The sequence below is a fragment of the Arthrobacter sp. P4_H3 genome, assembly GCF_056400885.1.
Map to the genome: position 1 here is coordinate 81,987 of NZ_JBFUKK010000012.1, position 26,864 is coordinate 108,850.

Genomic DNA, 26,864 nt, shown 5'->3' on the forward strand with positions numbered 1-26,864 from the left:
AGTGTCGTGCGGCGCATTTGTCCCCCATGATTCGCCGGAACTGGACCGGCTTCGGCAAGCTTAGCCGCCATCGCCCGTAGGTGCAGCCTCACCGATCGGCCCAGCCGGTGGGCGCGGGTGCGTAGAGGAACGGGATCACGACGTCGAGCACGAGGTCAGTCCGCGCGAGCCCGAAGAAATGCGTCGTTCCGGGGAACACCGCGAGCTGCGACGCGGGCACGCCCTCGAAGTCGCCGTTCACGTCTCCCCCACGCAGCTGGAGGAACCTCACCGCATGATCGAGCTTGACCATGTCGCAGTCGCCGACCGTGAGGAGCGTCGGGGCGGCGATTCCACGGATCTCGTCGTCGCTCCATCCGGTTTCGCCTGCGCCATAGCGTGCGAGCTTGTCGAGAAGGCCCTGCAGGTGTTCGCGATCTGGATGCGGCGACACGGCGAGGTAGCGTTCCTCCATCGGGGTTTCCGTGCCCACAGCGGGGTACCACCGTCGCCGTGCAACTCGTAGTACATCTGGAGCCCGTTCACCGGCGCGTATCCCGTTTCGGGTGCGGCTGTCATCCCGTCAATCATCCACGAGCCTCCTCTGGACTACACGTGTGTCGTGTCCCCAATCCTGACCCTGCACACAGTTCGCCGGCCAGTGCCTGGAACAGATCGCAGGCGACGAGTCCCGAACGGCGGGCTGAAATCCGGCTGCGTCCTGATCTGCGTGTCTGAGTACTCACCGCAGCCAGGCGCGGATATTGTCGATTCATGGACAGGGACCAGACCGGCGAACTGGAAGGGCAGACCTCGATCAACGAACTGCTCGATGCGCCGGTCGGCAATGCTCCTATCCAGATGGTGCTGCCGATCCATGTCCAGCTCCTGTCGGGGGAATTCCGACGTCTGTCCTGACGCGGCGAGCCCACGCTGCACGACGAATTCCGGCCGCGTCGCGATAAACTGGATCGATCATGATCGGTGCCCCGCTCCGTCGTCTGGCCTGGTTCGTCGTCCTATCGACCGTCCTCTCGGCCTGCGCGCCCGCGATCAGACTCGATGAGGCCACCACCGATGGACCGATCCAGATTTCCTCGGCCCCGCCGGCCGCGCCCGGTGACGTCCCCGCTCCTCACCGGACTCCGTCCCCGGCCCCAACATCGGTTCCCACGCCGCCCCCGGTGCCCCAGGTGTTCGCCCTAAACCTCTACCAGGAGGGGGACTTCGTGCCGCAGTACACCTTTGAGTGGTGTGTGGCGGCGAGCATCCAGATGATGCACAACCTCATCGACGACACGGGCGCCGGCACGTGGGCCGATGACGTTCAGCAGGGCGAACTGTGGGAGATGGCCCGGGCACGGTCCTCCAACTCGTTCAACGGTGCCAACCCCCTGGGTTGGGCGCAGGTGCTGAACGAGGTCGGGATGGGGCCTTACGCCGTCGTTAGCATCGCTGATTACGAGGAAGCGCTGCGAACCGCTTCGCGCGCCATCGCCGACACGGACCGGCCGGTCGGGCTGGTCATGTGGCGCGGTCGCCACGTATGGGTGATGAGCGGCTTCGAGTCACTCGGAGATCCCGACCAGTTCCCGGAGTTCTCAGTCACCGGCATCCGGGTCCAGGATCCGCTCTACCCGTACGGCGACCAGCAGTGGGGACCGTCCCCCGCGCCCAACACCCTGCTCACCCCCGAGCAGTTGGCGACGCAGTTCGTGGTCCGCGAGCCGCGACGCTGGAGCAGCGAACTACCGACCGGCTACATGCTGGTGCTGCCGCTCGCCGAGACCAAACACCCGAGGAGGTCACTATGACGGTCACTTTCAACCACACCATCGTCTACGCAACGGACAAGCGCCGTTCGGCGGAGTTCCTGGCCAACGTGCTCGGACTGCCGAAACCCCACGCCATGTGGTCTTTCATGGCAGTGCCCCTCGACCACGGAGTAGCCCTCGATTTCGCCACGGCGGACCGGCCGATTTCCCCGCAGCACTACGCCTTCCTGGTCAGCGAGGAGGACTTCGACGGAATCTTCGCAAGGATCCAGGCCCAGGGCATCCCCTACTGGGCGGACCCCGGACGGTCCCGCCCGCAGCAGATCAACCACAACGACGGCGGACGAGGCGTCTACTTCTCGGATCCTGACGGGCATTTCCTCGAGGCGATCACGCGTCCGTACGGATCGGGCGCTGCATGAAGTCCTAGGTGCGCTGACGTTCGCCTTTGTGCGCGTCTTCCGCCTGGAACCGGTATCGGGTATAACGCGTATTGGGCGTCCCGGAGACGAGGACCCTTTGAAGGGGCGAAAGGTGATTGCGATGACCGAACATCAGGAACTGCCCTCGACGCCTTTGGCTGCTGCACAGGCTGAAGATATCGGAAGCCTGGCGGCGCAACTGCGGGTGGACTCCATCCGGTGTAGCACGCAGGCCGGTTCCGGCCATCCCACCTCATCGTTGTCGGCTGCGGATCTCATGGCCGTCCTGCTCGTGCGGCACCTCCGCTATGACTGGGATCAGCCGTCGCTGGCGACCAACGACCACCTCATTTTTTCAAAGGGTCATGCCTCCCCGCTGCTGTTTTCGATGTACCGGGCCGTCGGCGTGGTCAAGGAGGACGAACTGATCCACAGCTACCGGCAGTTCGGCGGCCGGCTGCAAGGCCACCCCACACCCGTCCTGCCCTGGGTTGACGTGGCGACAGGCTCATTGGGTCAGGGCCTGCCGGATGCGGTGGGAGTGGCACTGGCCGGACGGTACCTGGACCGGCTGCCGTACCAGACCTGGGTCCTGTGCGGGGATAGCGAACTGGCTGAGGGCTCCATCTGGGAGGCCCTGGATAAAGCCGCCTACTACAAACTGGGCAATCTCACCGCCATCGTGGACGTCAACCGCCTGGGCCAGAACGGTCCCACCGAACTCCAATGGGACATGGACCGCTACGCCCGGCGGGTCGAGTCCTTCGGAGCCTATCCCCTCGTCGTCGACGGCCATGACCTTCCTGCGATCGACGACGCACTCACCCACGCACGGTCCCGGCCCGACCAACCAACGGTCGTTCTCGCCAAAACCATCAAGGGCAAAGGCGTTCCCGAGATCGAGGACCAGAACGGCTGGCACGGCAAAGCGCTTCCCAAGGACATGGCCGAACGTGCGGTGGCAGCCCTCGGCGGTCCCAGCGACCTGCGGATCACTACGGCACTCCCCGAACCGGGCGTGCCTGCGATCACCCCCGATCCCGGGGCGGCCGTCAGTTTGCCCCGGTGGGAGGTCGGTGAGGAGGTGGCCACCCGGGCTGCCTTCGGCGCCGCCGTGTCCGCCCTGGCCGCCCGTCCCGAAATCGTTGTCGTAGATGGCGAAGTCGGAAACTCGACCCACGCCGGCGAATTCAAAGATGCCGCCCCGGAACGGTATTTCGAAATGTTCATTGCTGAACAGCAACTCATCGCCTCCGCGATCGGGCTCTCGGTCCGCGGCTACATCGCGTTCGCCGCGAGTTTCGCCGCTTTCCTGATATCCCGGCCCTACGACTTCATCCGGATGGCGGGAGTCTCCCAGGCCAGCATCCGGCTCGTCGGTACACACGCCGGGGTGGAAATCGGCGAGGACGGCCCCTCGCAAATGGCGTTGGAGGACATCGCCGCCATGCGGGCGGTGCACACCTCGAGTGTGCTCTACCCCGCCGACGCCCCCTCCACCGCCCGGCTCGTCAAGACCATGGCAGACACCACAGGAATCTCCTACCTTCGAGCCACCCGCGGCGCCTACCCGGTCATCTACGGGCCGGATGAACAATTCCCGCTCGGCGGGTGCAAAGTGCACCACGCCGGGCCCGACGACGCCGTGACCCTGATCGGTGCCGGCGTGACTCTGCACGAATGCCTCACCGCCGCCGATCAACTCTCCGAAGACGGGATCAACGCCCGCGTCATTGACCTCTACTCCATCAAACCCATCGACGTGGACACCCTGCGCCGGACCTGCCAGGCGACCGGGGGCAGGATCGTTGTCGCCGAAGACCACTACCCCGAAGGCGGCATCGGCTCCGCCGTCCTCGAAGCCCTGGCAGGCACGGACACCCCCGAACTCCACATCGTATTACTCGCCGTCAAGGCACTGCCCACCTCCGGCAAACCACAGGAACTGCTCGACGCCGCCGGCATCTCCGCCCGCCACATCACCGCAGCCGCCCGCGGCCTCCTACGAACCTGACGCCGCCAACTCCGCGTTCATCACCGCCCTTGCGGGGGTTAATGCCGCGCAGGCCCGAACCAGCTGGCCAGCGCGTCCTCCAGCCCCAGCTGCGTGCCGTCTCCCGTCCACGCCACATGCCCGTCGGGCCGGATCAACACGGCCGCGGGAGCGCTGACTGAACCGATTACCGGAAGCTCCCACCCGCCGTCGTACGTGGCGTCCACCAACTGCACCCGATCAGCCCATGGCCCCGGGTCGATGCTGCCCGGCGCGCCGAGATTGAGCAGCACTGCACGGGCGTCGTGCAGGAGGGCGAAGACGCGCAGCGGTCCGTTGGCGGTGGTGACGTCGAGGTCGGGCATGCGGCGCCCCAGCAGCGGGTGCCCCTCACCGAGGTCGTAGCGGATGTCCAGGCCGGAAATGAGTCCGCCCACCTGCTTCCGGGCCTCATCGATGGTCAGCAGGCCCATCACGGTGTCTGCCAACGCGCCGATGCGCGGGTCTGCCCGCTGCATGATCGACTGTGCCATCGTGTGCTTCAGCGCGCGGGCCCCGGCGGGGTGCCGCTCGGCGTGATAGGTGTCCAGCAGGCTGTCCGGCGCAGTGCCCTTGACCACCTGGGCGAGCTTCCAGCCGAGGTTCACGGCGTCCTGGATGCCGAGCCCGATTCCCTGCCCGCCCGAAGGAGCATGGATGTGCGCGGCGTCCCCGGCGAGCAGCACGCGGCCGCTGCGGTAGGCCGCGGCCTGCCGGGTGGCGTCGGTGAACCGCGAGATCCATGTCGGAGCGTGGACCCCGAAGTCCGTACCGTAGATCTCGGTCAGCGCTTTGCCGAGGTCTGCCAAAGTGGGCTCGGTCGCCGGTCCAAGTTGCTGCTCAGTGACCACCACACGCATGGTCCGCCCGTCCTCCATCAGGTGCAGCCCGTGAACCCCCACCTCGTCGATGCGCATGCCTGCCGGCGTCTCCTCGGTCACCTCCACTTCGGCGATCAGGCTGCTCCTGGTCGCATCCCAGCCGGGGAACCCGATGCCTGCTGCCTTGCGGACAGCACTTCGCCCACCGTCGGCGCCGACCACGTACAGCGCACGCACCGACCCGCCGTCGGCGAGATGCACCTCTACCCCACTACCGTCCTGGGCGACGCCGGCAACCTCGAGCCCCCGTTGGACCGGCACACCCAGCTCCCCGATCCAGCCGGCCAGGATCCGCTCAATATGGTTCTGCCACAGGCCGAGCGTGTAAGGGTGCCGCGTGGGAAAGTCGCTCACGTCCAGCATCGTGTTCCCGAAGAACGCCGCCTGGACACGCTGGCCCTCGGAGAGGAACCGGTCGGCAATCCCGCGCTGATCGAGGATTTCGATCGTCCGCGAGTGGAACCCGCCCGCACGCGAGCCCACCAGCTCCGTCGTCGGGCGGCGCTCCAGAATCGCCGCATCCACGCCCGCCAGCGTCAGCTCAGCGGCCAGCATCATCCCGGTCGGACCGCCTCCGGCAACGATCACCTCAACCATCACAGCCTCGCCTTTCCCCCTATTTGCCGTGCGCCTCTTCCGGGCACGTCCGCCCCAGTTTGAGGCATGACGGGGGCCTTGCCGCAAGCCCCCTTGGGCGCGATACATTGGAAGTACCGGGGACACACAGCGCCAGCTGGTTCATGTTGCGGCGGAATCGTCATCGTGTTCGCCTTCAGCAGCAACCTGGTTTGGTGGCCGGATCTGCAATTTCTGCCCCTGGGGTTGTGCTGTCCATTCCCGACGGAACCGACCTCGTCTCACGCTTGCCCGGGGCCCAAACGGACCCGGCGGGAGCCATGCCAGACAGAGAGGCCCCAGGGCTCAGGTTCCGCAGAAGGTCCGGTAGGTGCCGAAATCTTCCGGAGCGCCAGCCGCGTACCGTTCGAGACCGGGGCGCTCCTCAAACGGGTGGGTGACCGCGTCCAGAAGCCGGGACAGCGGGCCCTTGTCGCCGCCGGTGGCGGCGGCCAGGGCCTCCTCGACCAGGTGGTTGCGGGGAATGTACGCAGGATTGACTCGGTCCATCGCGTCGGCATCCGGGCTCAAGGCACGCCAGCGCTCAGCCCAGGCATCGAACGCCGTCACATTCGGGACAAGCTGCCGCGCAGGCTCGGGCTCGCCCCGGGCCGCTTTGCCAAGGCTGCGGAAGATGGAGGTGTAGTCGACCTGTCCCTCCTGCAGGAGGACCAAAAGCTCCTCGATGAGGGGGCCGGTCACGTCGTCCCCGAGCCCTGGACGGAATCCAAGCTTCGCGTTCATGTCCGCCGCCCAGGCAGCACTGTACTGCCGGCGGAAATCATCCAGTGCTTCCACCGCAAGACCGATCGCCTTCTCCTGGTCCTCGTGCAACAAGGGCAGCAGCGACTCTGCCAGACGGGCGAGATTCCATTCCGCCACCACCGGCTGGTTCCGGTAGGCGTAGCGACCGCCCTCGTCGACAGAGCTGTAGACGGTGCCGGGATCGAAGGCGTCCATGAAGGCACACGGGCCGTAATCGATGGTCTCGCCCGAGATCGTCATGTTGTCGGTGTTCATCACCCCATGGACGAATCCCACCAGCATCCAGCGGGCCATCAGCAACGCCTGCGAAGCTACCACGGCGTGGAACAGGGCCAGATAGGGGTTCTCGGCTTCCGCCGCGGCCGGATAGTGCCGGGTGATCGCGTACCCGGCAAGGCGGCGAACAAGGCCGGTGTCCCCCGTGGCCGCGGCGTACTGGAAGCTGCCCACGCGCACATGACTCCTCGCGACGCGGGCAAGTACGGCTCCTGGCAGCACGGTCTCACGCTGCACCAAACGCCCCGTTCCCACCACGGCAAGGGACCGTGTGGTGGGAATGCCCAACGCGTGCATGGCTTCGCTGACGAGATACTCACGCAGCATCGGCCCGACAACGGCCAGGCCGTCTCCCCCGCGGCCGAAGGGAGTGCGCCCCGAACCCTTGAGGTGCACGTCCCGCAGCAGGCCGTCGGCGTGCGTGATCTCGCCCAACAACAGCGCACGCCCGTCACCAAGCCGCGGGGCGTACCAGCCGAACTGGTGACCGGCATAAGCCTGCGCGACCGGCGTGGCATCGGCGGGCAGCCGAGACCCGGTCAGCAGACCGACCCCGTCAGAACTGGTCAGGAAGTTAGGGTCCAGGCCCAACTCGGCGGCCAACGGCTCGTTGAGCACCAACAGTTCAGGGTCAGGAACCTCCTCGGCCCGCCACGCAATGGCCATCTCCGGAAATTCCCGGGCGAAGTGGCCGCTCAAGGTCACGGCTGACAGGGCTAAGGCATCCATCCACCAAGAATAGCCGCGCCTGAATTCCGCGCGTACCTATTGTGCCGGGTAGGGGTCGAAGGGACATTGCGGGTATGAACATGCGGCGGCCGGAGGCCTTTTCGTGGGCCGAGGTTTGCGCCCGGCGGTTGGAGCGGAGCGGACTGGTCGCGCCCGCCAAGCAAGCAAGCCCAGCCGATATTGTTAGAGCGATGTGCGGGGCCCATGCCCAAGTCTTCTCCGCCGCGGAACTGTCCGTCGGGATACGCTCGTTGAGCCTTTCCCAGCAGGAGGTCCGTCAGAGCGTGGGGGAAGAACGTAGCCTGGTCAAGACATACGGGCCGCGCGGCACCGTGCACCTGCTACCTGCCGAAGACCTCCCCCTGTGGACAGCGGCTCTGGACGCAGTCCCCCCCCTGCAGCGGTTCAGCAGCGATTTCTGACCCCCGCGCAGACGGACGAAATCATCTCAGCGATCGCTGATTCGCTCGGATCGGCCGAGCTCACCGCGGCGGAACTCGGCGACGCCATCGTTGCCCGGACCGGACCGTGGGCGGGTGAGCTGGTCATGCCCGCGTTCAACGGGATGTGGCCGCGTTGGCGCGCGGCGCTGGCGCAGGCAGCTGACCGCGGTGCGTTGTGCTTCGGGAAAGTAAGAAGCCGCAGGGTTACCTACACGAATCCGGCAAACGTCGTACCAGGGTTTCAGCCCGCCGATACGGGCACGGCCCTCGCATGGTTGGTGCGCGCCTACCTCTTCTCGTACGGACCCGCTTCTCCGGCGAACTTCGCACAGTGGCTCGCCGCGGACCCGCGCTGGGCCGACGGGCTGTTCGACTCCCTATCCGGCGAGCTGGTGCCGGCAACGATCGACGGTGGTACTGGTTGGATTATCGCCGGGGATACCCAAAGGGCCTCTAACGACCCAAAAAGGGCCAGCTAGGGGCCCAGACCGAACGCATCGGAGACTTCCTCCGAGCCGAACCGACCCTGAGCCTCGGACCGATCCGATCACGGGCGGACGCCTAAGACGCAGCCGGCGGCCGCGGAGCAGCGTCGAAGTACGGACCTGAGTCCTCGGGAACGCTTCGATGGGGTCGTCTCGAAGAGTACGGATTATCCACCCCCTCGGAAGCACGTTCGTGTGACGCAAACCTGACTCTGATGTGACGCCTCTGCTGTCCGGATCGCGTGGGGGTTACTATGACGGGGCGTGCTCTCCCAGGTCTCGGGTGGGACTCGCGTCTCCTGGTGCCGGAGATCAGAAGGCCGACACCACACAACAGGACTTAAGTCCCTGATTCCATCAGGAACCGGGCACTACCCTCAGGACATGAGCAGATCACCAGTGGTGGAGCGGCTATCGCCAGTGGAATCGTGGAAACTCTTACGTCAGGTTGCCGTCGGACGGCTCGCTGTGCTCCTCGACGGTCACGTGGACATCTTTCCCCTCAATTTCGTGGTGGACGGCGACAGTGTTGTCTTCAGGACAGCGATGGGGACGAAGTTTTGGGGCGCCGTCCTCGAGGAGTCGGCGCTGGAGGGTGACGGCTATGACCAGGAACACGGTCTGGCGTGGAGCGTGGTGGTGCGCGGCCGGGCGCACGTCATTGTGGATGGATCCGAGAAGTCAGCTGCCGATGCCCTGCGCCTCATCCCATGGGAACCTGGCATTAAAATCCATTACGTCCGGCTCGCCGGGTCGGTGAGCGGCCGCCGCTTTAGTGTTGACAGGGAGCACGTCTGGAACACTCTTGCCTGGCATCCTCGAGCGACGGAATTCCCCTAGCACCCAAGGACAAGCCGGCCGAAGACTGACCTCCTTAAACCACGACTATGTGGACCAGCAAATGAGCGCTCCCTTGCGGGGGTGAGCGACGCTGACTCATCGACAGGCGCGTCACAAGGCGGTCTGCATTTCCGGACCGGACACGGGCTGGACCCCGGGTGACCTTCGGCCCTAGACCAGCACCGATAAAGGGACGACGGTAATTCCATGAACGCTAAGGAACGCATTGTTGTCGGCATTGACGGTTCTGAATACTCTCCGGCGCCTTTGCGGCTTGCCGGGCGCTACGCCGCGGCGCTTGGCGCCCCTCTGGACGTCATCACGTGCGTCGGCTTTTCCGATTTTTACCTGGCTGCCCATCTCCCCCCGGGCAATCCCGAAATGACGACCCAGCTGGAAGAGGTCGCCACGCGCCTTGTGGAGCAGGCCATTGAAACTGCTTTCGGACAGGATCGTCCACCGGGGCTCTCCACGACGGTGAAATTTGGATCGCCAGCCAAGATTCTGGTCGAAGAGAGCAAGGATGCGCAACTGCTTATCGTGGGCCGCCGGGGCCACGGCGGTTTCCTCGACCAGGTCATGGGCTCAGTCAGTAGCGCCTGCGCAGCGCATGCCTTTTGCCCGGTCCTTGTGGTGGGGCATGAGTCCGGGGGCCAGTGAGCCCTGGAGTACACGCACACTTGACGATTTGATGCGCAGCGTGACCGGGCCCCTCCACTACCACCGGAGAAGCAGAAGGACGGTATGAGAGCGCGAGTCCTCGACGCGGCGGTCGCCCATTTCGCCGCCGCAGGGTTCTGCAAACCAGCGCTTGACCAGATCACGCGGGCCGCTCGTGTAGACGCGGATGACGTGGCGGAACTATTCGGAAGCGAAGACGGACTGCGACGCGCTTTCGACGATCACGTGCTCGGGGCTTCATGGCCGAGAACGCGCCGGAGGCGGCGCGATATTTTGACGTGCTGGTCGATGAGAGCGAAACGATCATCCGGGCCGGTATCAGCGACGGCACAATGCGCCCCTCCGATGACCCGCGAGCGCTGGCGGCGCAGCATGCTCCCGGGCCACGCCCCGCATGAGTGCTCGGGTGTATGGGTGGGACCTCTTTCCCTACAGCCGGCTCACAGGGACGCAGCCGCGGCGGGCCAACCCAAAGCTGTCGGCCGGCGCCTACGGGATCGTAAAGGGCACGCCGGTCTTCTTCCGCCGGGCTGACCGGGAGAACAGTTTGCGGAGTTCGTCGAACCACAACACGGTGGATGCCATACCGATGCAGAGAGCCCAGTGTGCGGCGTCCAGGGATACGGTCCCAAAGGAACGCTGCAGCAGCGGGACTTCCACCACAGCGAACTGAAGTGCAGCCGCGAGCAGGACTGAGCCCCACAACCACTTGTTGACGAACAGCCGATGGAATGCGCTGTTCAGTTCTGAACGTGAACTAAAAGCATTGAACAGCTGCGCGAACACCAGGGTGGTAAACCCGGCAGTCCGGGCCACGTCCAGGGAGTCGCGGCCTTGGACGAGACCGCCGGGCAGGAAGATGTCGATAGTGAGCAAGGTCGCGATGCCCATGACCAGGCCGACGGCCAGGATGCCGGCCCACATCCGTCTCCCGAGGATGCGGTCAGTCATTTTCCGCGGCGGGCGGTCCATCACATTGTCTATTTCCGGGTCCACCCCCATCGCCAGCGCGGGTCCGGAATCGGTGACGAGGTTGATCCACAGAATCTGGGTGGCCAGCAGCGGCAGCGCCACAGCCTCGCCGCTTGCTCCTGCCAGACCCATGGTGCTGGCGAAAACCACGCCGAGGAAGACCGTGAAGACCTCCCCCATATTCGACGAGAGCAGGTAGCGCAGGCATTTTTTGATGTTGTCAAAGATGACCCGGCCCTGACGCACCGCGGAGACGATCGTGGCGAAGTTATCGTCGCCGAGAATCATCTTTGAAGCTTCCTTGGTTACTGCGGTTCCGGTGATGCCCATGGCAATGCCGATGTCGGCGGACTTCAGGGCGGGGGCGTCGTTGACGCCGTCCCCTGTCATGGCAACGACGTTGCCTTGCGCCTGCAACGCATCAATGATTTGGAGCTTGTTGCGCGGCGACACACGCGCGTAGACGGACGTGGAGCCGGTAACGGCACGCAGCCCCGCGTCGTCGAGTTCATCGAGCTGGGCTCCGGTCACTGCCTTTTCCCCCGGTTCGCAAATGCCCAGATCAATGGCAATCCGGGCGGCTGTGACGGGGTGGTCGCCTGTGATCATCGCCACGCGGATGCCCGCACGACGGGCCGCCGCCACGGCAGCCGCCGCTTCGGCGCGGGGCGGGTCAATGAGGCCGGCGACGCCGAGATAGACAAGGGCGTTTTCGTCCTCTTCGTCGAGCACGTCCGTTTCGTGACGGTCCCGCTCCCCGTACGGGCGATAAGCCACGCCCAGGGTCCGGAAGGCCTGCGCCGACAGAGTCTCGACGTCGGCCAATGCCTTCTCGCGCAGCGGCCCGTCCAGCGGCACGATGTCCGCCCCCACTTGCATCCGGGTGCAGCGCCCCAGGAGGACATCCGGCGCCCCCTTGGTAACGAGGGCGAGTTCGTCGAACTCCTTGTGGCGCGCGAGCGCTGACATCAGCTTCCGTTCCGACGTGAACGGGACCTCGCCCTGCCGTTCGAACTCCCCGACGCGTTCGGTAACACCTTCCAGCTTTCGGGCAGCAACCAGGAATGCAGCTTCCGTGGGGTCGCCCTGGATCTGCCACTGACCGTTGAGTTCGGTCAGCTGCGCATCATTGACGAATGAGCCGCCGGCCAAAACCATGCGGACCTCGTGAAGTACCACCGGGTCGCTGGCTACCCGGTTTCCCTGAAGGACCTGGCCTTCGGGCCGGTACCCGACGCCGGTAAGCTCGATCTGCCCCGATGCGGTCACGATCCGGCCGATCGTCATCTCGTTCCTCGTCAACGTTCCGGTCTTGTCCGAGGCGATGACAGAGGCTGAGCCTAGCGTTTCCACCGAGTGGAGTTCCTTCACGACGGCATTGCGGCTGGCCATCCGCTGGACACCGATGGCCAACACGACTGACAGGATGGCCGGGAGACCCTCGGGCACTGCGGCAACCGCGAGCGAGACGCCCAGCAGTAGCACAGTCACCAGATCCTGCAGCGAAGAAACTTCGTTGACGAGCACAATGGTCGCCATCACCACAACGGCGATGCCTATCACCGTGACGCCCAGCAGTCTGCTAACCCCTGCTATTTCCTTCTGGAGCGGTGTGGCCTCGGCCTCGGTCCGTTCGAGCATGCCGGCGATGGCGCCCACTTCGGTGTTCATGGCCGTCCCGGTGACCACCGCGCGGCCGCGCCCCTGGACGACGGCTGTGCCCTTGAAGACCATGTTGAGGCGGTCGCCAATCGGCACATCCCCGCCCAAAGTCCTGGGATCCTTAATGACCGCTTCACTCTCACCGGTCAGCGGGGCTTCCGACACTCGCAAGACACTGGCCGTGATCAGCCGGGCATCGGCCCCGACAGCGTCCCCCTCGCCCAGCACCAGAATGTCACCGCGGACCAGCTCGGCGGCGGGGACCGTCTTGAGCTCGCCATCGCGCCACACCGTAGAAACTGCGGCTGTCATCGACTGCAAAGCGGCGACGGCGTTCTCTGCCTTGTTCTCCTGAGCGAATCCGAGTACGGCGTTGAGCAGGACGACCGCCATGATGACCACCGCATCGATAGGCACACCCGTCGCGCCTTCAACCGCCCAGGCACCAAAGGAGATCGCGATGGCCACCAGCAGCAGATAGATCAGCGGATCCTGAAACTGGGCCAGGATCTTCCGCCAGATCGGCACCGGCGGGGCGGCATGGAGCTCGTTGGGCCCGTCCGTCTCCAGCCTGCGCAGGGCCTCTGCAGAATCCAGGCCCGCTGCCGGTTCCACCCCAAAGGCAGCAAAAGCGTCCGCGGCCGCACGCAAGTGCCAGGCGGTGGTTTCGATCACCAGGCTACATCTCTGGAAGGAATCACGAAGAACCCCTCTAACGGAGGGACAGCCAAAAGCCGTCGCTTCCCCTCAGGCTATCAGCCAGATTGTCCACGGGATCTTCCACGGCCATCATCCACGGCCGGGCTGGGGCTCGTCGCACCGGCGGTCTTGCTACCGCCGATGTCGAATGCGGCACCGGTGACAAGCGAGGACTCACCTCCCGCCCGCTAGATGACCAGATCCGCTACCTCTGTCGGCCGGCCGACCCAGCGGGTGACCTTTGGCCCTACAGGTCCGCCTTTTCACACCGCAGGCTGGAGAGGCAGCACCCCTGTCCAAAGGAATCCGTTATGGAGCAGTCAGCGACACACGATCCCTACGAGGCCGTGGGCATAAACCATTCCGACGAACGGGTCACAACGGTTCTCAACCAAGCCCTGGAACAGGCCTTCGGGCAAGACACCCCACGGCACATCGTTCCCCGCGTCGTCCGAGGGCACCCCCGGGACTCACTCATCGACGCCAGCCGCCATGCGGACATGATCGTGGTTGGAAGGCGCGGCCACGGAGGATTCGGCGGCCTGCTTCTTGGCTCCGTCAGCTCAGCCTGTGTTGCTCACGCGCACTGCCCCGTCCTGGTTGTTCATAGCCCCGAGAAAGCTATAGGGAAGGCCCCGCTGTGAGAACGTCTAAGCCGATCGCCGTCGCTACTAACGATTCTCCCCAGAGCCGCGCAGCGGTGACGTGGGCTGCCCGCCGGGCTACCGACGTCGGACTGCCGCTGATTATCCTGTACGTTGTTGACGACCGCTGGGTGGTAGAACCCACCCCCTGGGCCGGAATGCTGCTGGATAAAGGCGAAGAACTGTTGGAAACCGCAGCCGGGCGCGTAAGGGGCACCGTTCCGGTTGAGGTCACCACCAAAATCCTTGAGGGCGGCGTTGCCGGCTCGCTGGGCAAGTACTCCACCAAGGTGTCAATGCTTGTGGTTGGATCCGGCGCCGCCCATTTGGGTGGTTCACTGACCGACCGGGCACTTCAGGTCGCCGCCGCGGCGAAGTGCCCAGTCGCGGTCATCGGAGATCAAACGATCGAAGGCCGGCGGGGCGTGGTTGTGGGCGTGGACGGGTCCGAGGAATCCACGCAGGCCGTTGCATTCGCTGCCGCCGAGGCGGACCGGGAGGGCCAGGAGCTGACGGTGGTCTACGCCTTCCAGGCTCCCAGATGGGTGAACGGTGGCCTTCTCGGGGAGAATCTAGCCCGGCTGATGGTGGAGGAAGAGCAGATTGTGCTGTCTGAAACAATCTCCGGCCTCAGCGAGGATTACCCGGACCTTGTGGTGCACAAAGTCCTGGAAACCGATGTGGAACCTGCGGCGGCTCTGGTGCAAGCGGCAGCTGACGCTCAAATGCTTGTGGTTGGCAGCCGCGGACGGGGCGGTTTCAAAAGACTACTGCTCGGTTCCACGGCCCACTCGGTCCTGACACATTTGCCGTGCCCGACGGTAATAACCCCGGTCCGGCGCATAAAGAACAAGAAGTACTAGCCCTCCAATACGCAAGACGCACCCTTCGTTGTGCCCGTCAGCGCAACCGTCGGAAGGCGGCAGGAATCCCAAGGACGTTCGGCCCTGTCGGAGGCAGCGCCCGCAGCAGAGGCTGGTGTCATGAATGACACCAATCCACAACCCAGAATGATCCACACGGTTGAACAGCCGACGGCCGTGGTCCACGAAAGAATCCCCATGGACGGCCTGACGGAATTTTTCGGCCGGGCTTTTGGCACCGTAATGGCCGCGGCACAGGCGCAGAACGTTCAACTGGCCGGGCCGCCTTTTGCTCTCTACCGGGGAATGCCCACACGAACCGTGGACGTCGAGGCCGGATTTCCTGTGAACGCCGATTTCCTGGAGTCGGAAGGAGTGGCAAAGGGCTCCCTCCCGGAAGCGGAGGCTTTTGAAGCCTTGCACATCGGCCCCTACGACACTCTCCAAGAGACGTACGGGATCGTCCAGGAACTCATGAAAGCTGAAGGCTTCACTCCATCAGACACGATGTGGGAGTACTACCTGAGCGATCCGGCGACAGAGCCTGATCCGACGAAGTGGCAGACACGGGTGGTTTGGCCCATTGCCGGAGATGACGACTAGGGCAGAGAAAGCAGGGGCGTGCCAAGGCAGCCCCTTCAAACCTGTAGGTGAATGCAATGGGTGGAGTAGTACATTTTGAGATCCCCGCGGACGACGAAGATCGCGCGAGGCAGTTCTACAATTCGGTCTTTGGCTGGACTTTTCAGGTAATACCAGAGATGGAGTACAGCCTGGCAATAACCACACCAATGAACGACCTGGGTGAGCCAGCAGAACCCGGCTCCATCAACGGCGGAATCTTCCGGCGCGGAGACATGCTCCAGGCACCAGTGGTCACCATCGAGGTCGAGGACATCGACGCCGCGCTGGAGCAGATAGCGCATCAGGGCGGCGAGACAGTACGAGGCAGGATGGCGGTTCCGGGTTCTGGTTGGAACGCGTATTTCCGGGACAGCGAAGGCAACGTCGTCGGACTCTGGCAGAACGCGGATACCGCTGCCCCTGGGGGCCTTGCAGAAGAGGGAACGGGCCCCGGTCTCTAGCTGTGACTTCCTCTGCATGGCAGCACCCGGCCCAGCCACGCGCCAAGTGCGACCGGAACTCACTCGGTCAGGTCCCGTCGCTGGATCACGTATGTGGCCAGGCCGGCCAAGGCGGCCGCGGTGACGGCCAGGCCTAGCGCCCCGGCAGGGTCGAAGGGCTCCACGGGCATGGCCGAGGAGTGCCGGAACGGGCTCACGTCCTGCAGCCACACCGGCAGCCCGAAGAGCTCCCCGAATTCGCCCAGAACAAGTCCTGCCGCAAGCATCCCCCAACCGAGCAGAACACTGAGCCGCGGTGCAAACGCGAAGACCACAGAGGCCGCTGCCAGGAACACGAAGGCAGCGGGAACATGCGCCAGCGCTGCCGGCACCGCAGCCCCGGCAGGTCCGTTGGCTGTGCCCGAAAGTCCGAGACCGATGGCGGCAGAGACACCGGCCGTGCCGGAAACAACGGCCGCCGAAAAAGCCGCGATGAACAGGTTCGCGCCGAGCCACCGGCTCCGGGACACCGGCGTGGCGAGAAGCAGCTCGGCCCTGCCCTCGGCCTCTTCCGCGCGCATCCGCAGCACCGCCTGAATGCCTGCAGCCGCCGCGAGCACCCCGGCAACGCCGAGCAGGGCCGTGACGAACACGTCAATGAGTCCGGCCTGGCCACCTGGCACAAGCCGGGAAATCAGGTCCCGCAGCGGCGCCACACTGGAGACCGTCTCGGAAACCAGAGGGCCGAGAGCGCCGGCCACGGTGCCCAGTGTCGCGGCCCCGATGCACCATCCGGCCAGGGTTGAGCGTTGCAGGCGCCAGGCCAGGCCCACGAACGATGTGCCCCCGGCTCCGGCCCGGTCCCTGCCGTCACGCTGGGGCAGGAGGCTTGCGCCCACGTCCCGGCGTCGCCGGATCAATGCGGCCACTGTACCCAGGGCAAGCGCGCCAGTGAGAAGTACCAGCAGCGCCGACAGGTCCGGGCTGCTGAACGGCCGCGACCGCTGGCCCCAGCCGATGGGCGAGAGGAGCGACGGCCATGCACTCGTGACGTGCAGCAGGTCCGCCGCCGGGGGCCCCAGCGCGTCCCCGACACCCCGGAGCAGATACGCGGCCCCGACCATGCCTGCAGCCGCACCGTTCGCACTCCGGCCTGAGGGCAGAACCTGGGCGATGACCGCGGCCAGGCCCGCGAAGAACACACCGACAGCACCGACGGCGGCACCGGCCCCCGCGGCGCCCGGAACCGGAAGCCCGGCCGCGACGAAACCGGCGGCAACAAACACGGCCAGAAGCAGGTTCGCGGCCGCGCCCAGAAGGAGGGTCGCCGTCAGAGGGGCTGCCCGCGGCAGGGGCGCCGAGCCGAGGAGTTCAGCCCGTCCGAGCTCTTCGTCGGTGCGGGTGTGCCGCACTACCAGGAAAGTGCTCATCAGCCCTGCCAGGACGGCGGTGAACGCAAAGCCCTGGAAGAACACGACCGCCCCGACACCGGTTCCGTCGGGCAGTCCACGGAGGAAGAGGAACGCAGGGTTCGATGCTGCCAGGGTCAGGATCGCTGCCTGCGCCGGCTCGTCACCGAATTGCGTGACCACCGCGCTGGAGGTCGCAAAGCCGAGCAGAGCGATGCCCAGGATCCAGACCGGCAGGGTCACCCGGTCCCTGCGTGCCTGGAACAGAGCCAACTGCACCACGCCGGGCATCACTGCCCCCCGCTGCCGTTGCCGTCACTGTAGTGCCGCAGGAACAAGGACTCCAGCGACGGCGGTGCGACGCTGAGTCCGCTGATCCCCGGCTCGGCGATCCCGGCCAGAACAGCACCCAGGTCGGCGGGATCGGCGTCGAACTCGGCAGCGGCGTCATCAAAGCTGATCCCGTGCGTTCCGGGCAGCGCCGCCAGGCGTGCCGGCTCGGCCAGCCCGGTGACCCGGAAATGCGTCCGTTTCAGGTGCCGGAGATCACCCAGGGTCCCGGTCTCGACCGCGGCACCGGACCGGATGATCGTGATCCGGTCACAAAGCTGTTCAACCTCGCTGAGAATGTGGCTGGAGAGCAGGACGGTCGCCCCGTCCCTGTTGACACGTTCGATGTGGCGGCGGAACACGGCATCCATCACCGGGTCCAGGCCCGCGCTGGGCTCATCCAGCAGATAGAGCCGAGCAGGGCGGGCGAACGCGGCGATCAGGGCGACCTTCTGCCGGTTGCCTTTCGAGTAGGTCCGGGCCCTCTTTCGCGGGTCGAATTCAAATTCCTCGATGAGCTCCCGGCGTAGGTTCCCGTCGGCGCCGCCGCGCAGGCCGGTGAGCAGATCAATGATTTCCCCGCCGGAAAGGTTCGGCCACAGACTCACATCCCCCGGGACGTAGGCGATGTCCCGGTGCGGGGCGACCGGGTCGGCCCAGGGATCCAGGCCGAACACCCGTACCGTGCCGGCGGTGGGGCGGATCAGCCCCAGAAGTACCCTCAGGGTGGTGGATTTCCCCGCACCGTTGGGGCCCAGAAAACCGTGTATTTCACCGGCGGCGACGCTCAGGTTCAGACCGCCCAGTGCCCGTGTTCTGCCGAAGTCCTTGACGAGGCCCAGGGTCTCGATGACAGGTTGTGTTGCTGCATTCATGAGCCGGCCGCTCCTCAGGTCATCACGCGAACACCCGAGGCGGTCGCCGAGGGCGTTCCGCAGGCATTGCCTACGGGCCGACCAGGCTTCCCGGCTCTCCGATCCACAGCATACAAGCACCCGAACCGACGAGGAAGACCTTCATATGCGCTGGCTCTACAGGAGCCATTCTTTGCTGGGCACAGGCCCAACGGTCCTTGGGGTGCCCTCGTTCACTGGCCTGACTTCTTCGGCGTATGCCAGGAGGGCGTCAAGGGTCCGGTCCTTCGGAACGCGCGGGCCCCAGAAGGGGACCAGCCACCCGTTGCTGAGCGCCAGTAAATAGCTCGCCGGGTGTCAGGCCGCCGGTTCTTCGACCTTCACGGCGGAGATTTCGAATTCAAGGGTGATCTTCTCCGAGATCAGGACCCCGCCGGAGTCAAGAGCCGCATTCCATGTGAGACCGAAGTCCTGCCGGTCAATCCGGCGTGAGCCTTCAAAGCCCGCCCGGAGGTTACCCATGGGGTCTCGTTCGACGCCGATGAAGTCCAGCGGGATGGCGATGTCCTTGGTGACTCCGCGGATGGTGACGTCACCGCCAACGATGAAGTGGCCGTCGTCGACCTGGTCCACCCGGTTGCTGGAGAACGTGATCTCCGGAAACTGCGGTGCGTCAAAGAATTCGTTAGTACGCAGGTGCTGATCGCGGTCCGCATTGCGAGTGTCGATGCTGGCCACCTTGATGGTCATCCGTGCCGACGACTGCTCGGGTTTTCGGCATTGACGTGAATGGCGCCCTCAACGTCGTTGAACGCCCCGCGGACTTTGGTCACCATTGCGTGGCGGGTTGAGAAACCGATGCGGGTGTGGGTGGGGTCAAAGCGCCACTCACCCGAAAAGTCCGACAAGATTTCAGCCATGGAATGCCTCCTGTGCAGGCGTGCCGGCACAAGGACTGTGCTGCGGAAAGATCTAGCAACAGTATCAGACCGGCACCCTGGGACATCAACTTCCGCCCCGTGCAGAACACAAACCCAGGGAGCAGGAAAGTGGGATCAGTGGACACGGGAACAGCTGTTGAGGTGCGTGACGACGGCGATGACTGCAGCAAGCCCGGTGGCGGCCGCCATGGCGTAAGCCATGGCGTAAGCCATGGATGTGAACGAGCCGAGCCAGGCCGCCATGGCAGGTCCGGCCGCCGGGGCCAGAGCGGTGGTGGCAGTAAGCGGTGCGGCGAAGGTTCCCTGCAGGGCGCCGAGGCTGTTTGCACCCCACCGGTCGGCGACGATGGTGGCCTGCAAGAGTGTCTGGCAGCCGCGGACTGCACCGGCCAGCATGCTGGCCGCGATCAGCACCGGGGCAGGTCCGGGCAACGCTGCGAGGGTCAGGACCGTGACGGTGGCCGTGCCGGTGATGACGGGCAGCCGGGCTCTGGAAGGGATGGCGGCGAAAGACAGGCGGCCGCCGACCTGGCCTGCTCCCACGAGTCCGAGGCCGAGTGCGGCCGTGGCGTAGTCGGCACCCTTTTCCATCAGCAGGGAGATGATGTTCAGGGTCACCGTGTAAAGACCGAGGCACAACAGGACCATGAGGACCTGTAGGCCGAGGAATTCTCCGGTGCGCCGGACCGAGCGGACCACCGTTCTGTCGTTGGCCGCAGAGGCCCCGGGCGGGTCCGGCACCCAAGTCCGGTTCAGGTAGCAGGCGTGCAGGGGTACGGTGATCAGGCCTATCACTCCGGCCAGTACGAGGAACGCTGCCCGCCAGCCGAACGTGACACACAGGGCCGCGGTGAGCGGGGCGAAGATCGTGGACGCGAATCCCGCGACGAGGGTCAGGATGGTCAGCGGCCTGATCCGGGCGGGACCGTACCAGCGGCTGATCACGGTGAACGCCGGCTGATACAGCACCGCAGCCTGCGCGGTTCCGGCCAGCAGCCATGCCGCTGCGAACGTGGGCAGATTCGGCGCCACACCGACCAAAACCAACGCCAGAACGCCGACCACGGATCCCCGGATCATGAGATTGCGGGGGCCTGTCCGGTCCAAAGTCCTGCCGACGGCGATCCCCGCCACGGCAGAGACGAGCAGTCCGGCCGAAAACGCCCCGGTCACGAGGGCGGGGTCCCAGCCGGTGTCCTCGCTGATGGGCCGGACCGCCGCCAACAGCGCATAGTAGAGCACGCCCCACCCGGTGGTCTGGGTGATGCACAGCGCGGCGAAACCCCCGCGCGGTGCACCCTCCGCGACCAGTGACCGGGTTACCACGGGGGCCGGCATGCTAGTGCCCGGTCAGCTCCGCGTGGAGCTTCTGGACCCGGGCCTTGATGTCGTTCCGGACCAGGCGCATGCGTTCCATGCCTTCAATGCCGCGCTCGGAGGGCTCGTCTGTCTCCCAGACCTCGAAGCGGGTGCCTTCGTGTGGTTCGAGCTTCGCTTCGGTGCCCAGGATGATGACGGCGTCGACGGTGTCCAGGACCTCGTCCGTGACGGGTTTGGGGTGTTCTCCGGTGATGTCGATGCCGAGCTCGGTCAGGGACTCCACGGCCTGCGGGTTGAGGGACTTGCCCGGTTTGGTGCCGGCGGAGTACACGGTGACGGCTCCGCCGGCGAGCTGCTTCATCAGTCCGGCGGCGAGCTGGGATTTGCCGCCGTTCTTACTGCACACGAAAAGCACGGCGGGGGTCTTCCGGGTGTCTGATGCTTCCTGGGTCATGAGTGTGTTGTTTCCTTTGTGAGTGAGTCCATTGCTTGATTGGCGAGGTTCCTAGCTGATGCCGGATCGGCCGTGGGTCAGGCCGGTGGGGAAGCCGACCAGCACCGGTTCCGGTGTGCCGCAGCATCCCGCCTCCTCCGTGCCTGGAGTGGCCGCGGCAGATGCGGGGACGTCGCAGCTGGTGCCGGCGTCGGTCGAGCAGACGCCGGTCTCAGGGAGTTCCAGGTGGACGGTGTCCGCGGCTTCGCGGTCTCCGGCGAGGGCGGCCACGACGGAGCGGACCTGTTCGTAGCCGGTGGCCAGCAGGAAGGTCGGCGCCCGTCCGTAGGACTTCATGCCCACGATGTAGAAGTCCTTGTCCGGGTGAGCGAGGACCTTCGCGCCGTGCGGCGGAACGGTGCCGCAGGAGTGGAATTCCGGGTCAATCAGCGGGCCGAGCTCCACCGGCGCTTCGACGGCCGGGTCAAGGTTGAGGCGGAGTTCGCGCAGGATCTCCAGGTCCGGGCGGAAGCCGGTGCAGGGCACCACGACGTCGGCGTCCAGGGTACGGCCGTCAACCGCTTCGACCGTCACGCCGGAATCCAGTGCCTTGAGGGAAGCGATGCCGAAGTTGGTGTGCAGTTCGATTTTGCCGGCCTCCACGAGGCGGCGGACCCTGGCGCCGAGCTGGCCGCGGGCTGGAAGCCCGTCGGCGTCGCCGCCGCCGTAGACCTTCGCCGCGGAGTCACCGCGGACCGCCCACAGGATCCGGGTGTCCGGTTCGTCCTTGGCCAGGTCGGCGAGACTGATGAGGGTGTTGGCGGCGGAGTGGCCAGCACCGACGACCAGGACCCGGCGTCCGGCGAACGCTGCCCGGTCCCGGCCGGTGACGTCCGGAAGCGGCGCGGAGATCCGCCCTGCTGCTGCGTCCTCGCCGATGGCAGGCAGGCCGGAGGTGCCCAGGGGGTTGCGCCGGGACCAGGTGCCCGAGGCGTCGATGACCGCAGCCACGGTGTGGTCGCGCGTTTCGCCGTCCTGATGTTCGACGCGGACGACGAAGGGTGTGGTGTCGCGGTCCCGGACGTGGGTCTTGTCCAGGCCCTGCCGGGTCACGGCGATCACGCGGGCGCCGGTCTGCAGCCGGGTCGCGATCTCTGGAAGGGCGGCCAGCGGTACGAGGTAGTTGTCGATGAGTTCCGCGCCGTAGGGAAGGGCCGTCGGCCGGGGCGAAGCCCAGCCGGAGCCTTCCAGGAGGCGGAGGGCGGCGGCGTCGAGGTTGAACTGCCACGGTGAGAACAGCCGGACGTGGCGCCACTGTTCAATGGCCGCGCCCGCCGTCGCGCCGGCCTCAAAGATCACCGGCTCGAGGCCGCGCTCGAGCAGGTGGGCTGCTGCGGCCAGGCCCACTGGGCCGGCGCCGATTACGGCAACGGGAAGGTTTCTGGTGGAATCCATGGCTGTTCTCTGTTCCATCTGTAGGTGTGACGGTTCGGGCCCAACTAGGTAGCAGTAGATGTCGTTTTGGGGGCTCATAACGACATCTACTGCTACCTAGTTGGGTGGGGCGGGGTGGTCAGCAGCAGCCCTGCATGTCATCAGGGCAGTCGTCGCAGCAGCCCGAGTCTCCGCAGCATCCGGTGTTCATTCAGCTCACCTCCTCCCCTGTACTGGGTTAGGCGTGGGTGGGTTCTTCCACCAGGGCGGTGGCGATGCTGTCGGCGTCGTCCAGGGCGGCGAGGTAGCGTTCGGCGTCCAGGGCAGCTGCGCAGCCGGTGCCGGCCGCCGTGATGGCCTGGCGGTAGCGGTGGTCCACGGCGTCGCCGCAGGCGAAGACTCCCGTCAGGTTGGTGACCGTGGTGGGCGAATCAACCTTGATGTAGCCCTCGGCGTCGAGCTCCACCTGGCCTTCGACCAGCTCGGTGCGCGGCACGTGTCCGATCGCCACAAAGATGCCCGTGGCGGCCTGTTCGCGGGTTTCGCCGGTGCGGGTGTCCCTCAGGGTGACGCCGGTGACCTTGCCATCACCGTGGATGGCGCTGACGGCCGAGTGCCAGGCGAAGCTGATCTTGGGGTTGTCCTTGGCCCGCTGGGCCATGATGCGGGAAGCCCGCAACTCACCTTTGCGGACCACCACGGTGACCGACCTCCCGAAGCGGGTCAGGAACGTGGCTTCCTCCATGGCGGAGTCACCGCCGCCGACGACAATGATGTCCTGGTCGCGGAAGAAGAATCCGTCGCAGGTGGCGCACCAGGAGACGCCGTGGCCGCTGAATTTCTTCTCCTCCGGCAGGCCGAGTTCCTTGTAGGCGGAACCGGTGGCGAGAATGACGGCGGGTGCCTGGTGGATGTCGCCGGCGCCGGTGACCACCCGCTTCAGGTGTCCGGTGAGCGTGACGTCAGTGACGTCGTCGAACACCACCTGCGCGCCGAAGCGTTCAGCCTGCTGCTGCAGCCCGTCCATGAGCTCTGGCCCCTGGATACCGGCGGGGAAGCCGGGAAAGTTCTCGACCTCGGTGGTGTTCATCAGCGCGCCGCCGGCGGTGACCGACCCCGCCAGAACCAGGGGCTTCAGGCCGGCTCGGGCGGCATAGATGGCCGCGGTGTAGCCTGCGGGGCCGGATCCGATGATGATCAGCTGCTTTGTGCTCACTTCTTTGGTGCTCACGAAGATCTCTCCTTGTGTCCGGGACGGTTACTTGGCGGCGGGGCTGAGGGAAGCGATCAGGCCTTCGATGCGGGTCCTGATCTCGTCGCGGATGGGGCGGACGGCGTCCACGCCCTGGCCGGCAGGGTCCTCCAGGACCCAGTCCTCGTAGCGCTTGCCGGGGAAGTACGGGCACTCATCGCCACAGCCCATGGTGATCACCACGTCCGATTCCTTGACGGCCTCGGTGGTGAGGACCTTGGGGATCTCGGCGGACATGTCGATGCCTAGTTCGGCCATGGCGGCGACGGCGGCCGGGTTCACCTTGTCGGCGGGCTGGGACCCAGCTGAGCGGACCTCGATGCCGCCCTTCGAGAGGGTTGTCAGGAAGGCGGCGGCCATCTGGGAGCGGCCGGCGTTGTGGACGCAGACAAACAGTACGGACGGCTTCTTGGCGGCTTCGGCGGTCACGGGTTTCTCCTGGAATCAGTTGTGTATGGATCGGTTTTTGTTGAGGTCGTTGTCCCCGCGCTGAGTGACTAGACATTGATGTTTGTCGATGCATGCAGTATCGAACAATAAATCGACACTTGTCAATATTTGTGGGATGTCGGGTTTTACGCGGCGTGCAGGCGGGGTGCGAGGCCGCTGATGCGGCGTGCGATGTCAGTGAAGGCGCCCTCGAAGGCGTCCTCGGTGTTCAGCCGGAGCGGATCCGGAACGGACCAGTGGATCCCGCCCAGGTCGGGGATTTCCTCGTGGGCGTTATCGCACACGGTCACAACGAAGTCTTCAGCGTTGGCCACCAGATCCAGCCGGCGCGGGGGAACGTCCGCCAGAGCGACGCCGTGACGGCGGGCGACATCAATGGCGCCCGGGGCGATGCGGTCCGCGGGGTGCGTGCCCGCGGAGGTTGAGGGGATTCCGCTGGCCTGGTTCCAGAGTGCGACGGCCAGCTGGGACCGGGCGCTGTTCCGGGTGCAGACGAAGAGGACGCGGCGGGCTCCGTGTTCGCGGCCGGGAGCCAGCCCCTCCAACGCCCCGGCGGCGAGCCGGATGTAGCTGCGGCGCCTGTCCGCCTCCGACCGGTGGCGGGTCGCCAGTCCCGCGCCTTCGAGCGTGCGCAGGTGGTGGGACAGCAAGTTTGACGGCATCCCGAGTTCGGCCTGCAGCTCCGTGGGGGAAAGGTCTCCCAGAGTCAGCAGGTCAACGATCCGCAGCCGCGCGGGATCCGCGAGGGCCGCATGCTTGGCGACCCGCGCCCGAAAGACTTCAACTGGGTCAGTATTCATTGGTTCAATTTTGACTGAGTAAATATCTTGAGTCAAGCTGTTGGCATGACTTCTCAACAACCGCCGCTGTGGCGCCGTGCCGTCGCCGAAGTGCTCGGCACCAGTTTGCTGGTGATGATCGTTGTCGGTTCCGGGATCGCTGCCCAGCAGTTCTCCCCGAACGACGTCGGCCTGCAGCTGCTGCAGAACAGCACCGCCACCGTATTGGGCCTGACAGTCCTGATCCTCGTGTTCGGTCCCGTCAGCGGCGCCCACTTCAACCCAGTGGTCTCGCTGGTGGACTTCGTATTGGGCCGGCGCCGCGGTACCGGACTGACCCTGCCGGAACTCGGCACCTACGCCGTTGCGCAGATCGTGGGTGCCATCAGCGGCAGCGTCGTGGCGAACGCCATGTTTGAGGTGGGCACCTCCATCTCGGTCAAGGGCCGGGCAACGACGGGGCACCTGCTGGGCGAGGTAGTAGCGACCGCCGGGCTCATCCTGCTGATCTTTGCCCTGGCCGCCACCAATCGGGGCGCCCTCGCAGCTCCCGCCGTGGGCGCCTACATCGGTGCTGCGTACTGGTTTACATCCTCAACCTCGTTCGCAAATCCGGCCGTGACAGTCGGCCGCATCTTCAGCGACACCTTCGCCGGCATCGCCCCGTCGTCCGTCCCCGGCTTCGTCCTGGCGCAGCTGGTGGGTGCCGGAGTAGGACTCGGGCTCCTCCTGATCCTGTTCCCCACCGCGGACCGCGCGGCGGACGACGTCGTCCTCCCCCACAGCTCCGAAACGACCAGCTCATAGCCTTCGGCGACACGTCGTCCGGCCGTTCGAGCTCTTCCGGCTTATATATTGATGATTATCAATATTGGGGCATAATGGGTACATGAACTTGCTGCCCGTACTCGACCCGGCCACGGATGACGCCTGCTGCGCCCCGGCAGGGCCACCTGCCCTGGGCGCCGAGGAGGCAAAGCAGAAAGCCCTGGTCTTCAAGGCGCTGGCCGACCCGAACCGGCTGCGGCTGCTCTCCATCGTCAAGGCCGACGCCTCCGGCGAATCCTGCGTGTGCGACCTGACCGGTCCGCTGGACCTGGGCCAGCCCACCGTCTCCCACCACCTGAAGATCCTGGTCGAGGCCGGGCTGCTGCACCGCGAAAAGCGTGGCACCTGGGCCTATTACTCCTTGGTCCCCGGCGCCCTCGAACAGACGGCCGGGCTCTTGGCCACCCTGTGACCGCGCCGGAACGGTCCACGATCACGATCCGTGCCATGCGCGGCGACGACTGGCCGGTCGTCCAGCAGATCTACCGTGAAGGAATCGCCACCGGCCACGCCACCTTCGAGGCGGAGGCGCCCGACTGGGAACGGTTCAACACCTCGAGGCTGCCCCGCCACCGGCTCGTCGCCGAAACCGTGGAAGGCACGATCCTTGGCTGGGCCGCCGTCTCCCCCGTCTCTGTCCGCCCTGTCTACTCAGGTGTGGTCGAGCACTCCGTCTACGTCGCGGCCGAAGCGCGCGGGCTCGGCGTGGGCGCAGCGCTGCTGACGGCCTTGGCAGAATCCACCGAGGGTGACGGGATCTGGACCATCCAGGCCAGCGTCTTCCCCGAAAACGAAGCCAGCCTCAACCTCCACCTCGCCAACGGCTATGTCGTCGTCGGGCGCAGGCACCGCATCGCCAGGATGACCCACGGGCCCCTAACGGGGCAGTGGCGCGACACCATTCTGATCGAACGACGCTCCCCCGCCATCTGACCGGGCGCGGGCCCTCGCCCCCCCTAAATGAAAGGACGCGTAGGGCCACCAAAGAATGACTTGGCCGGGTCTGC

At 65.8% G+C, this 26,864-nt stretch carries 26 protein-coding genes and 2 pseudogenes; 15 read left to right on the forward strand and 13 right to left on the reverse strand.

Annotation, left to right across the window (positions count from 1 at the left end; translation table 11 throughout):
* Window positions 1-88: 88 nt before the first annotated feature.
* Window positions 89-454, reverse strand: a complete 366-nt coding sequence (locus tag AC1DRE_RS16555; RefSeq protein WP_476985606.1) for an alpha/beta fold hydrolase — start codon at window positions 452-454, stop codon at window positions 89-91.
* Window positions 455-753: 299 nt separating this feature from the next.
* Here AC1DRE_RS16555 and AC1DRE_RS16560 point away from each other — a divergent pair, with 299 nt between their 5' ends.
* The 4 genes from AC1DRE_RS16560 (at window position 754) to AC1DRE_RS16575 (ending at window position 4,190) form a co-directional block, all read left to right on the forward strand.
* Window positions 754-897 (forward strand): hypothetical protein, encoded by a 144-nt coding sequence (locus tag AC1DRE_RS16560; RefSeq protein ID WP_476985607.1) that lies wholly within the window; start codon window positions 754-756, stop codon window positions 895-897.
* A 59-nt stretch (window positions 898-956) separates the two neighbouring features.
* Window positions 957-1,793 carry a hypothetical protein gene (locus AC1DRE_RS16565; RefSeq protein WP_476985608.1) on the forward strand — a complete coding sequence of 279 codons (837 nt, stop codon included), beginning with the start codon at window positions 957-959 and terminating at the stop codon, window positions 1,791-1,793.
* Window positions 1,790-2,176: a VOC family protein gene (locus AC1DRE_RS16570; RefSeq protein WP_476985609.1), complete on the forward strand. Its 387-nt coding sequence runs from the start codon at window positions 1,790-1,792 to the stop codon at window positions 2,174-2,176. The genes AC1DRE_RS16565 and AC1DRE_RS16570 overlap by 4 nt, the downstream gene beginning before the upstream one ends.
* Before the next feature lie 121 nt (window positions 2,177-2,297).
* Complete coding sequence (locus AC1DRE_RS16575; RefSeq protein ID WP_476985610.1) at window positions 2,298-4,190, forward strand: transketolase; 1,893 nt, start codon at window positions 2,298-2,300, stop codon at window positions 4,188-4,190.
* Window positions 4,191-4,228: 38 nt separating this feature from the next.
* On the opposite strand, the gene AC1DRE_RS16580 is transcribed toward AC1DRE_RS16575, so the two are convergent.
* Together AC1DRE_RS16580 and AC1DRE_RS16585 are read right to left on the reverse strand one after the other, a co-directional pair.
* On the reverse strand, window positions 4,229-5,686 hold the full coding sequence (locus AC1DRE_RS16580) for an FAD-dependent monooxygenase (RefSeq protein WP_476985662.1): 1,458 nt from the start codon (window positions 5,684-5,686) through the stop codon (window positions 4,229-4,231).
* A 324-nt stretch (window positions 5,687-6,010) separates the two neighbouring features.
* Window positions 6,011-7,474 (reverse strand): protein adenylyltransferase SelO, encoded by a 1,464-nt coding sequence (locus AC1DRE_RS16585; protein ID WP_476985611.1) that lies wholly within the window; start codon window positions 7,472-7,474, stop codon window positions 6,011-6,013.
* A 191-nt stretch (window positions 7,475-7,665) separates the two neighbouring features.
* Between AC1DRE_RS16585 and AC1DRE_RS16590 the strand changes: the two are divergent.
* From AC1DRE_RS16590 to AC1DRE_RS16605, 4 genes and pseudogenes are all read left to right on the forward strand, one after another.
* Window positions 7,666-8,396: pseudogene (locus tag AC1DRE_RS16590) on the forward strand (DNA glycosylase AlkZ-like family protein).
* A 390-nt stretch (window positions 8,397-8,786) separates the two neighbouring features.
* Complete coding sequence (locus AC1DRE_RS16595; RefSeq protein WP_476985612.1) at window positions 8,787-9,242, forward strand: pyridoxamine 5'-phosphate oxidase family protein; 456 nt, start codon at window positions 8,787-8,789, stop codon at window positions 9,240-9,242.
* 207 nt (window positions 9,243-9,449) lie between these two features.
* Window positions 9,450-9,902: a universal stress protein gene (locus AC1DRE_RS16600; RefSeq protein ID WP_476985613.1), complete on the forward strand. Its 453-nt coding sequence runs from the start codon at window positions 9,450-9,452 to the stop codon at window positions 9,900-9,902.
* A 260-nt stretch (window positions 9,903-10,162) separates the two neighbouring features.
* Window positions 10,163-10,321, forward strand: coding sequence for a hypothetical protein (locus AC1DRE_RS16605; RefSeq protein ID WP_476985614.1), 159 nt, complete (start codon window positions 10,163-10,165; stop codon window positions 10,319-10,321).
* 91 nt (window positions 10,322-10,412) lie between these two features.
* Here AC1DRE_RS16605 and AC1DRE_RS16610 read toward each other — a convergent pair whose 3' ends face one another.
* On the reverse strand, window positions 10,413-13,232 hold the full coding sequence (locus AC1DRE_RS16610) for a cation-translocating P-type ATPase (protein ID WP_476985615.1): 2,820 nt from the start codon (window positions 13,230-13,232) through the stop codon (window positions 10,413-10,415).
* A gap of 335 nt (window positions 13,233-13,567) precedes the next feature.
* Between AC1DRE_RS16610 and AC1DRE_RS16615 the strand changes: the two genes are divergently transcribed.
* The 4 genes from AC1DRE_RS16615 (at window position 13,568) to AC1DRE_RS16630 (ending at window position 15,848) form a co-directional block, all read left to right on the forward strand.
* On the forward strand, window positions 13,568-13,900 hold the full coding sequence (locus AC1DRE_RS16615; protein ID WP_476985616.1) for a universal stress protein: 333 nt from the start codon (window positions 13,568-13,570) through the stop codon (window positions 13,898-13,900).
* Entirely contained in the window at window positions 13,897-14,763 is an 867-nt protein-coding gene (locus tag AC1DRE_RS16620) for a universal stress protein (protein WP_476985617.1), read from the forward strand. Before AC1DRE_RS16615 ends, AC1DRE_RS16620 begins: the two co-directional genes overlap by 4 nt.
* A 120-nt stretch (window positions 14,764-14,883) precedes the next feature.
* Complete coding sequence (locus AC1DRE_RS16625) at window positions 14,884-15,366, forward strand: GyrI-like domain-containing protein (protein WP_476985618.1); 483 nt, start codon at window positions 14,884-14,886, stop codon at window positions 15,364-15,366.
* 56 nt (window positions 15,367-15,422) lie between these two features.
* Window positions 15,423-15,848: a VOC family protein gene (locus tag AC1DRE_RS16630; protein WP_476985619.1), complete on the forward strand. Its 426-nt coding sequence runs from the start codon at window positions 15,423-15,425 to the stop codon at window positions 15,846-15,848.
* A gap of 59 nt (window positions 15,849-15,907) precedes the next feature.
* On the opposite strand, the gene AC1DRE_RS16635 is transcribed toward AC1DRE_RS16630, so the two are convergent.
* From AC1DRE_RS16635 to AC1DRE_RS16675, 9 genes and pseudogenes are all read right to left on the reverse strand, one after another.
* Window positions 15,908-17,527: an ABC transporter permease gene (locus AC1DRE_RS16635; RefSeq protein WP_476985620.1), complete on the reverse strand. Its 1,620-nt coding sequence runs from the start codon at window positions 17,525-17,527 to the stop codon at window positions 15,908-15,910.
* Window positions 17,527-18,441 carry an ABC transporter ATP-binding protein gene (locus AC1DRE_RS16640; RefSeq protein WP_476985621.1) on the reverse strand — a complete coding sequence of 305 codons (915 nt, stop codon included), beginning with the start codon at window positions 18,439-18,441 and terminating at the stop codon, window positions 17,527-17,529. Before AC1DRE_RS16640 ends, AC1DRE_RS16635 begins: the two co-directional genes overlap by 1 nt.
* A gap of 336 nt (window positions 18,442-18,777) precedes the next feature.
* Window positions 18,778-19,340 (reverse strand): annotated as a pseudogene (locus AC1DRE_RS16645) (YceI family protein).
* Window positions 19,341-19,475: 135 nt separating this feature from the next.
* The gene (locus tag AC1DRE_RS16650) at window positions 19,476-20,687 is read right to left on the reverse strand and encodes an MFS transporter (protein ID WP_476985622.1); all 1,212 of its coding nucleotides are present in this window, start codon (window positions 20,685-20,687) and stop codon (window positions 19,476-19,478) included.
* Between the two features lie 13 nt (window positions 20,688-20,700).
* A complete protein-coding gene (locus AC1DRE_RS16655; protein WP_476985623.1) occupies window positions 20,701-21,135 on the reverse strand; it encodes an arsenate-mycothiol transferase ArsC in 435 nt (144 codons plus the stop codon).
* A 51-nt stretch (window positions 21,136-21,186) separates the two neighbouring features.
* Window positions 21,187-22,569 (reverse strand): FAD-dependent oxidoreductase, encoded by a 1,383-nt coding sequence (locus AC1DRE_RS16660; RefSeq protein WP_476985624.1) that lies wholly within the window; start codon window positions 22,567-22,569, stop codon window positions 21,187-21,189.
* Between the two features lie 217 nt (window positions 22,570-22,786).
* Complete coding sequence (gene trxB / locus AC1DRE_RS16665; RefSeq protein WP_476985663.1) at window positions 22,787-23,764, reverse strand: thioredoxin-disulfide reductase; 978 nt, start codon at window positions 23,762-23,764, stop codon at window positions 22,787-22,789.
* 42 nt (window positions 23,765-23,806) lie between these two features.
* A complete protein-coding gene (locus AC1DRE_RS16670; protein ID WP_476985625.1) occupies window positions 23,807-24,229 on the reverse strand; it encodes an arsenate reductase ArsC in 423 nt (140 codons plus the stop codon).
* 146 nt (window positions 24,230-24,375) lie between these two features.
* On the reverse strand, window positions 24,376-25,050 hold the full coding sequence (locus tag AC1DRE_RS16675; RefSeq protein WP_476985626.1) for an arsenate reductase/protein-tyrosine-phosphatase family protein: 675 nt from the start codon (window positions 25,048-25,050) through the stop codon (window positions 24,376-24,378).
* A gap of 45 nt (window positions 25,051-25,095) precedes the next feature.
* Between AC1DRE_RS16675 and AC1DRE_RS16680 the strand changes: the two genes are divergently transcribed.
* The 3 genes from AC1DRE_RS16680 to AC1DRE_RS16690 all read left to right on the forward strand — a co-directional run bounded on the left by AC1DRE_RS16680 (window position 25,096) and on the right by AC1DRE_RS16690 (window position 26,790).
* Complete coding sequence (locus AC1DRE_RS16680) at window positions 25,096-25,836, forward strand: aquaporin (protein WP_476985627.1); 741 nt, start codon at window positions 25,096-25,098, stop codon at window positions 25,834-25,836.
* An 82-nt stretch (window positions 25,837-25,918) separates the two neighbouring features.
* The gene (locus AC1DRE_RS16685; protein ID WP_476985628.1) at window positions 25,919-26,269 is read left to right on the forward strand and encodes an ArsR/SmtB family transcription factor; all 351 of its coding nucleotides are present in this window, start codon (window positions 25,919-25,921) and stop codon (window positions 26,267-26,269) included.
* Between the two features lie 35 nt (window positions 26,270-26,304).
* The gene (locus tag AC1DRE_RS16690) at window positions 26,305-26,790 is read left to right on the forward strand and encodes an N-acetyltransferase family protein (RefSeq protein WP_476985664.1); all 486 of its coding nucleotides are present in this window, start codon (window positions 26,305-26,307) and stop codon (window positions 26,788-26,790) included.
* Window positions 26,791-26,864 lie beyond the last annotated feature (74 nt).

What these genes read in the sequence shown, in the direction of transcription:
- AC1DRE_RS16565 (WP_476985608.1), top strand. Translation starts at nt 957, where the DNA reads ATGATCGGTGCCCCGCTCCGTCGTCTGGCCTGGTTCGTCGTCCTATCG.
- AC1DRE_RS16630 (WP_476985619.1), top strand. Translation starts at nt 15,423, where the DNA reads ATGGGTGGAGTAGTACATTTTGAGATCCCCGCGGACGACGAAGATCGC.
- AC1DRE_RS16570 (WP_476985609.1), top strand. Translation starts at nt 1,790, where the DNA reads ATGACGGTCACTTTCAACCACACCATCGTCTACGCAACGGACAAGCGC.
- AC1DRE_RS16640 (WP_476985621.1), bottom strand. Translation starts at nt 18,441, where the DNA reads ATGAATGCAGCAACACAACCTGTCATCGAGACCCTGGGCCTCGTCAAG.
- AC1DRE_RS16680 (WP_476985627.1), top strand. Translation starts at nt 25,096, where the DNA reads ATGACTTCTCAACAACCGCCGCTGTGGCGCCGTGCCGTCGCCGAAGTG.
- AC1DRE_RS16555 (WP_476985606.1), bottom strand. Translation starts at nt 454, where the DNA reads ATGGAGGAACGCTACCTCGCCGTGTCGCCGCATCCAGATCGCGAACAC.
- AC1DRE_RS16605 (WP_476985614.1), top strand. Translation starts at nt 10,163, where the DNA reads ATGGCCGAGAACGCGCCGGAGGCGGCGCGATATTTTGACGTGCTGGTC.
- AC1DRE_RS16690 (WP_476985664.1), top strand. Translation starts at nt 26,305, where the DNA reads ATGCGCGGCGACGACTGGCCGGTCGTCCAGCAGATCTACCGTGAAGGA.
- AC1DRE_RS16655 (WP_476985623.1), bottom strand. Translation starts at nt 21,135, where the DNA reads ATGACCCAGGAAGCATCAGACACCCGGAAGACCCCCGCCGTGCTTTTC.
- AC1DRE_RS16685 (WP_476985628.1), top strand. Translation starts at nt 25,919, where the DNA reads ATGAACTTGCTGCCCGTACTCGACCCGGCCACGGATGACGCCTGCTGC.
- AC1DRE_RS16635 (WP_476985620.1), bottom strand. Translation starts at nt 17,527, where the DNA reads ATGCCCGGCGTGGTGCAGTTGGCTCTGTTCCAGGCACGCAGGGACCGG.
- AC1DRE_RS16625 (WP_476985618.1), top strand. Translation starts at nt 14,884, where the DNA reads ATGAATGACACCAATCCACAACCCAGAATGATCCACACGGTTGAACAG.
- AC1DRE_RS16580 (WP_476985662.1), bottom strand. Translation starts at nt 5,686, where the DNA reads ATGGTTGAGGTGATCGTTGCCGGAGGCGGTCCGACCGGGATGATGCTG.
- AC1DRE_RS16560 (WP_476985607.1), top strand. Translation starts at nt 754, where the DNA reads ATGGACAGGGACCAGACCGGCGAACTGGAAGGGCAGACCTCGATCAAC.
- AC1DRE_RS16675 (WP_476985626.1), bottom strand. Translation starts at nt 25,050, where the DNA reads ATGAATACTGACCCAGTTGAAGTCTTTCGGGCGCGGGTCGCCAAGCAT.
- AC1DRE_RS16660 (WP_476985624.1), bottom strand. Translation starts at nt 22,569, where the DNA reads ATGGATTCCACCAGAAACCTTCCCGTTGCCGTAATCGGCGCCGGCCCA.
- AC1DRE_RS16600 (WP_476985613.1), top strand. Translation starts at nt 9,450, where the DNA reads ATGAACGCTAAGGAACGCATTGTTGTCGGCATTGACGGTTCTGAATAC.
- AC1DRE_RS16585 (WP_476985611.1), bottom strand. Translation starts at nt 7,474, where the DNA reads ATGGATGCCTTAGCCCTGTCAGCCGTGACCTTGAGCGGCCACTTCGCC.
- AC1DRE_RS16575 (WP_476985610.1), top strand. Translation starts at nt 2,298, where the DNA reads ATGACCGAACATCAGGAACTGCCCTCGACGCCTTTGGCTGCTGCACAG.
- AC1DRE_RS16595 (WP_476985612.1), top strand. Translation starts at nt 8,787, where the DNA reads ATGAGCAGATCACCAGTGGTGGAGCGGCTATCGCCAGTGGAATCGTGG.
- AC1DRE_RS16615 (WP_476985616.1), top strand. Translation starts at nt 13,568, where the DNA reads ATGGAGCAGTCAGCGACACACGATCCCTACGAGGCCGTGGGCATAAAC.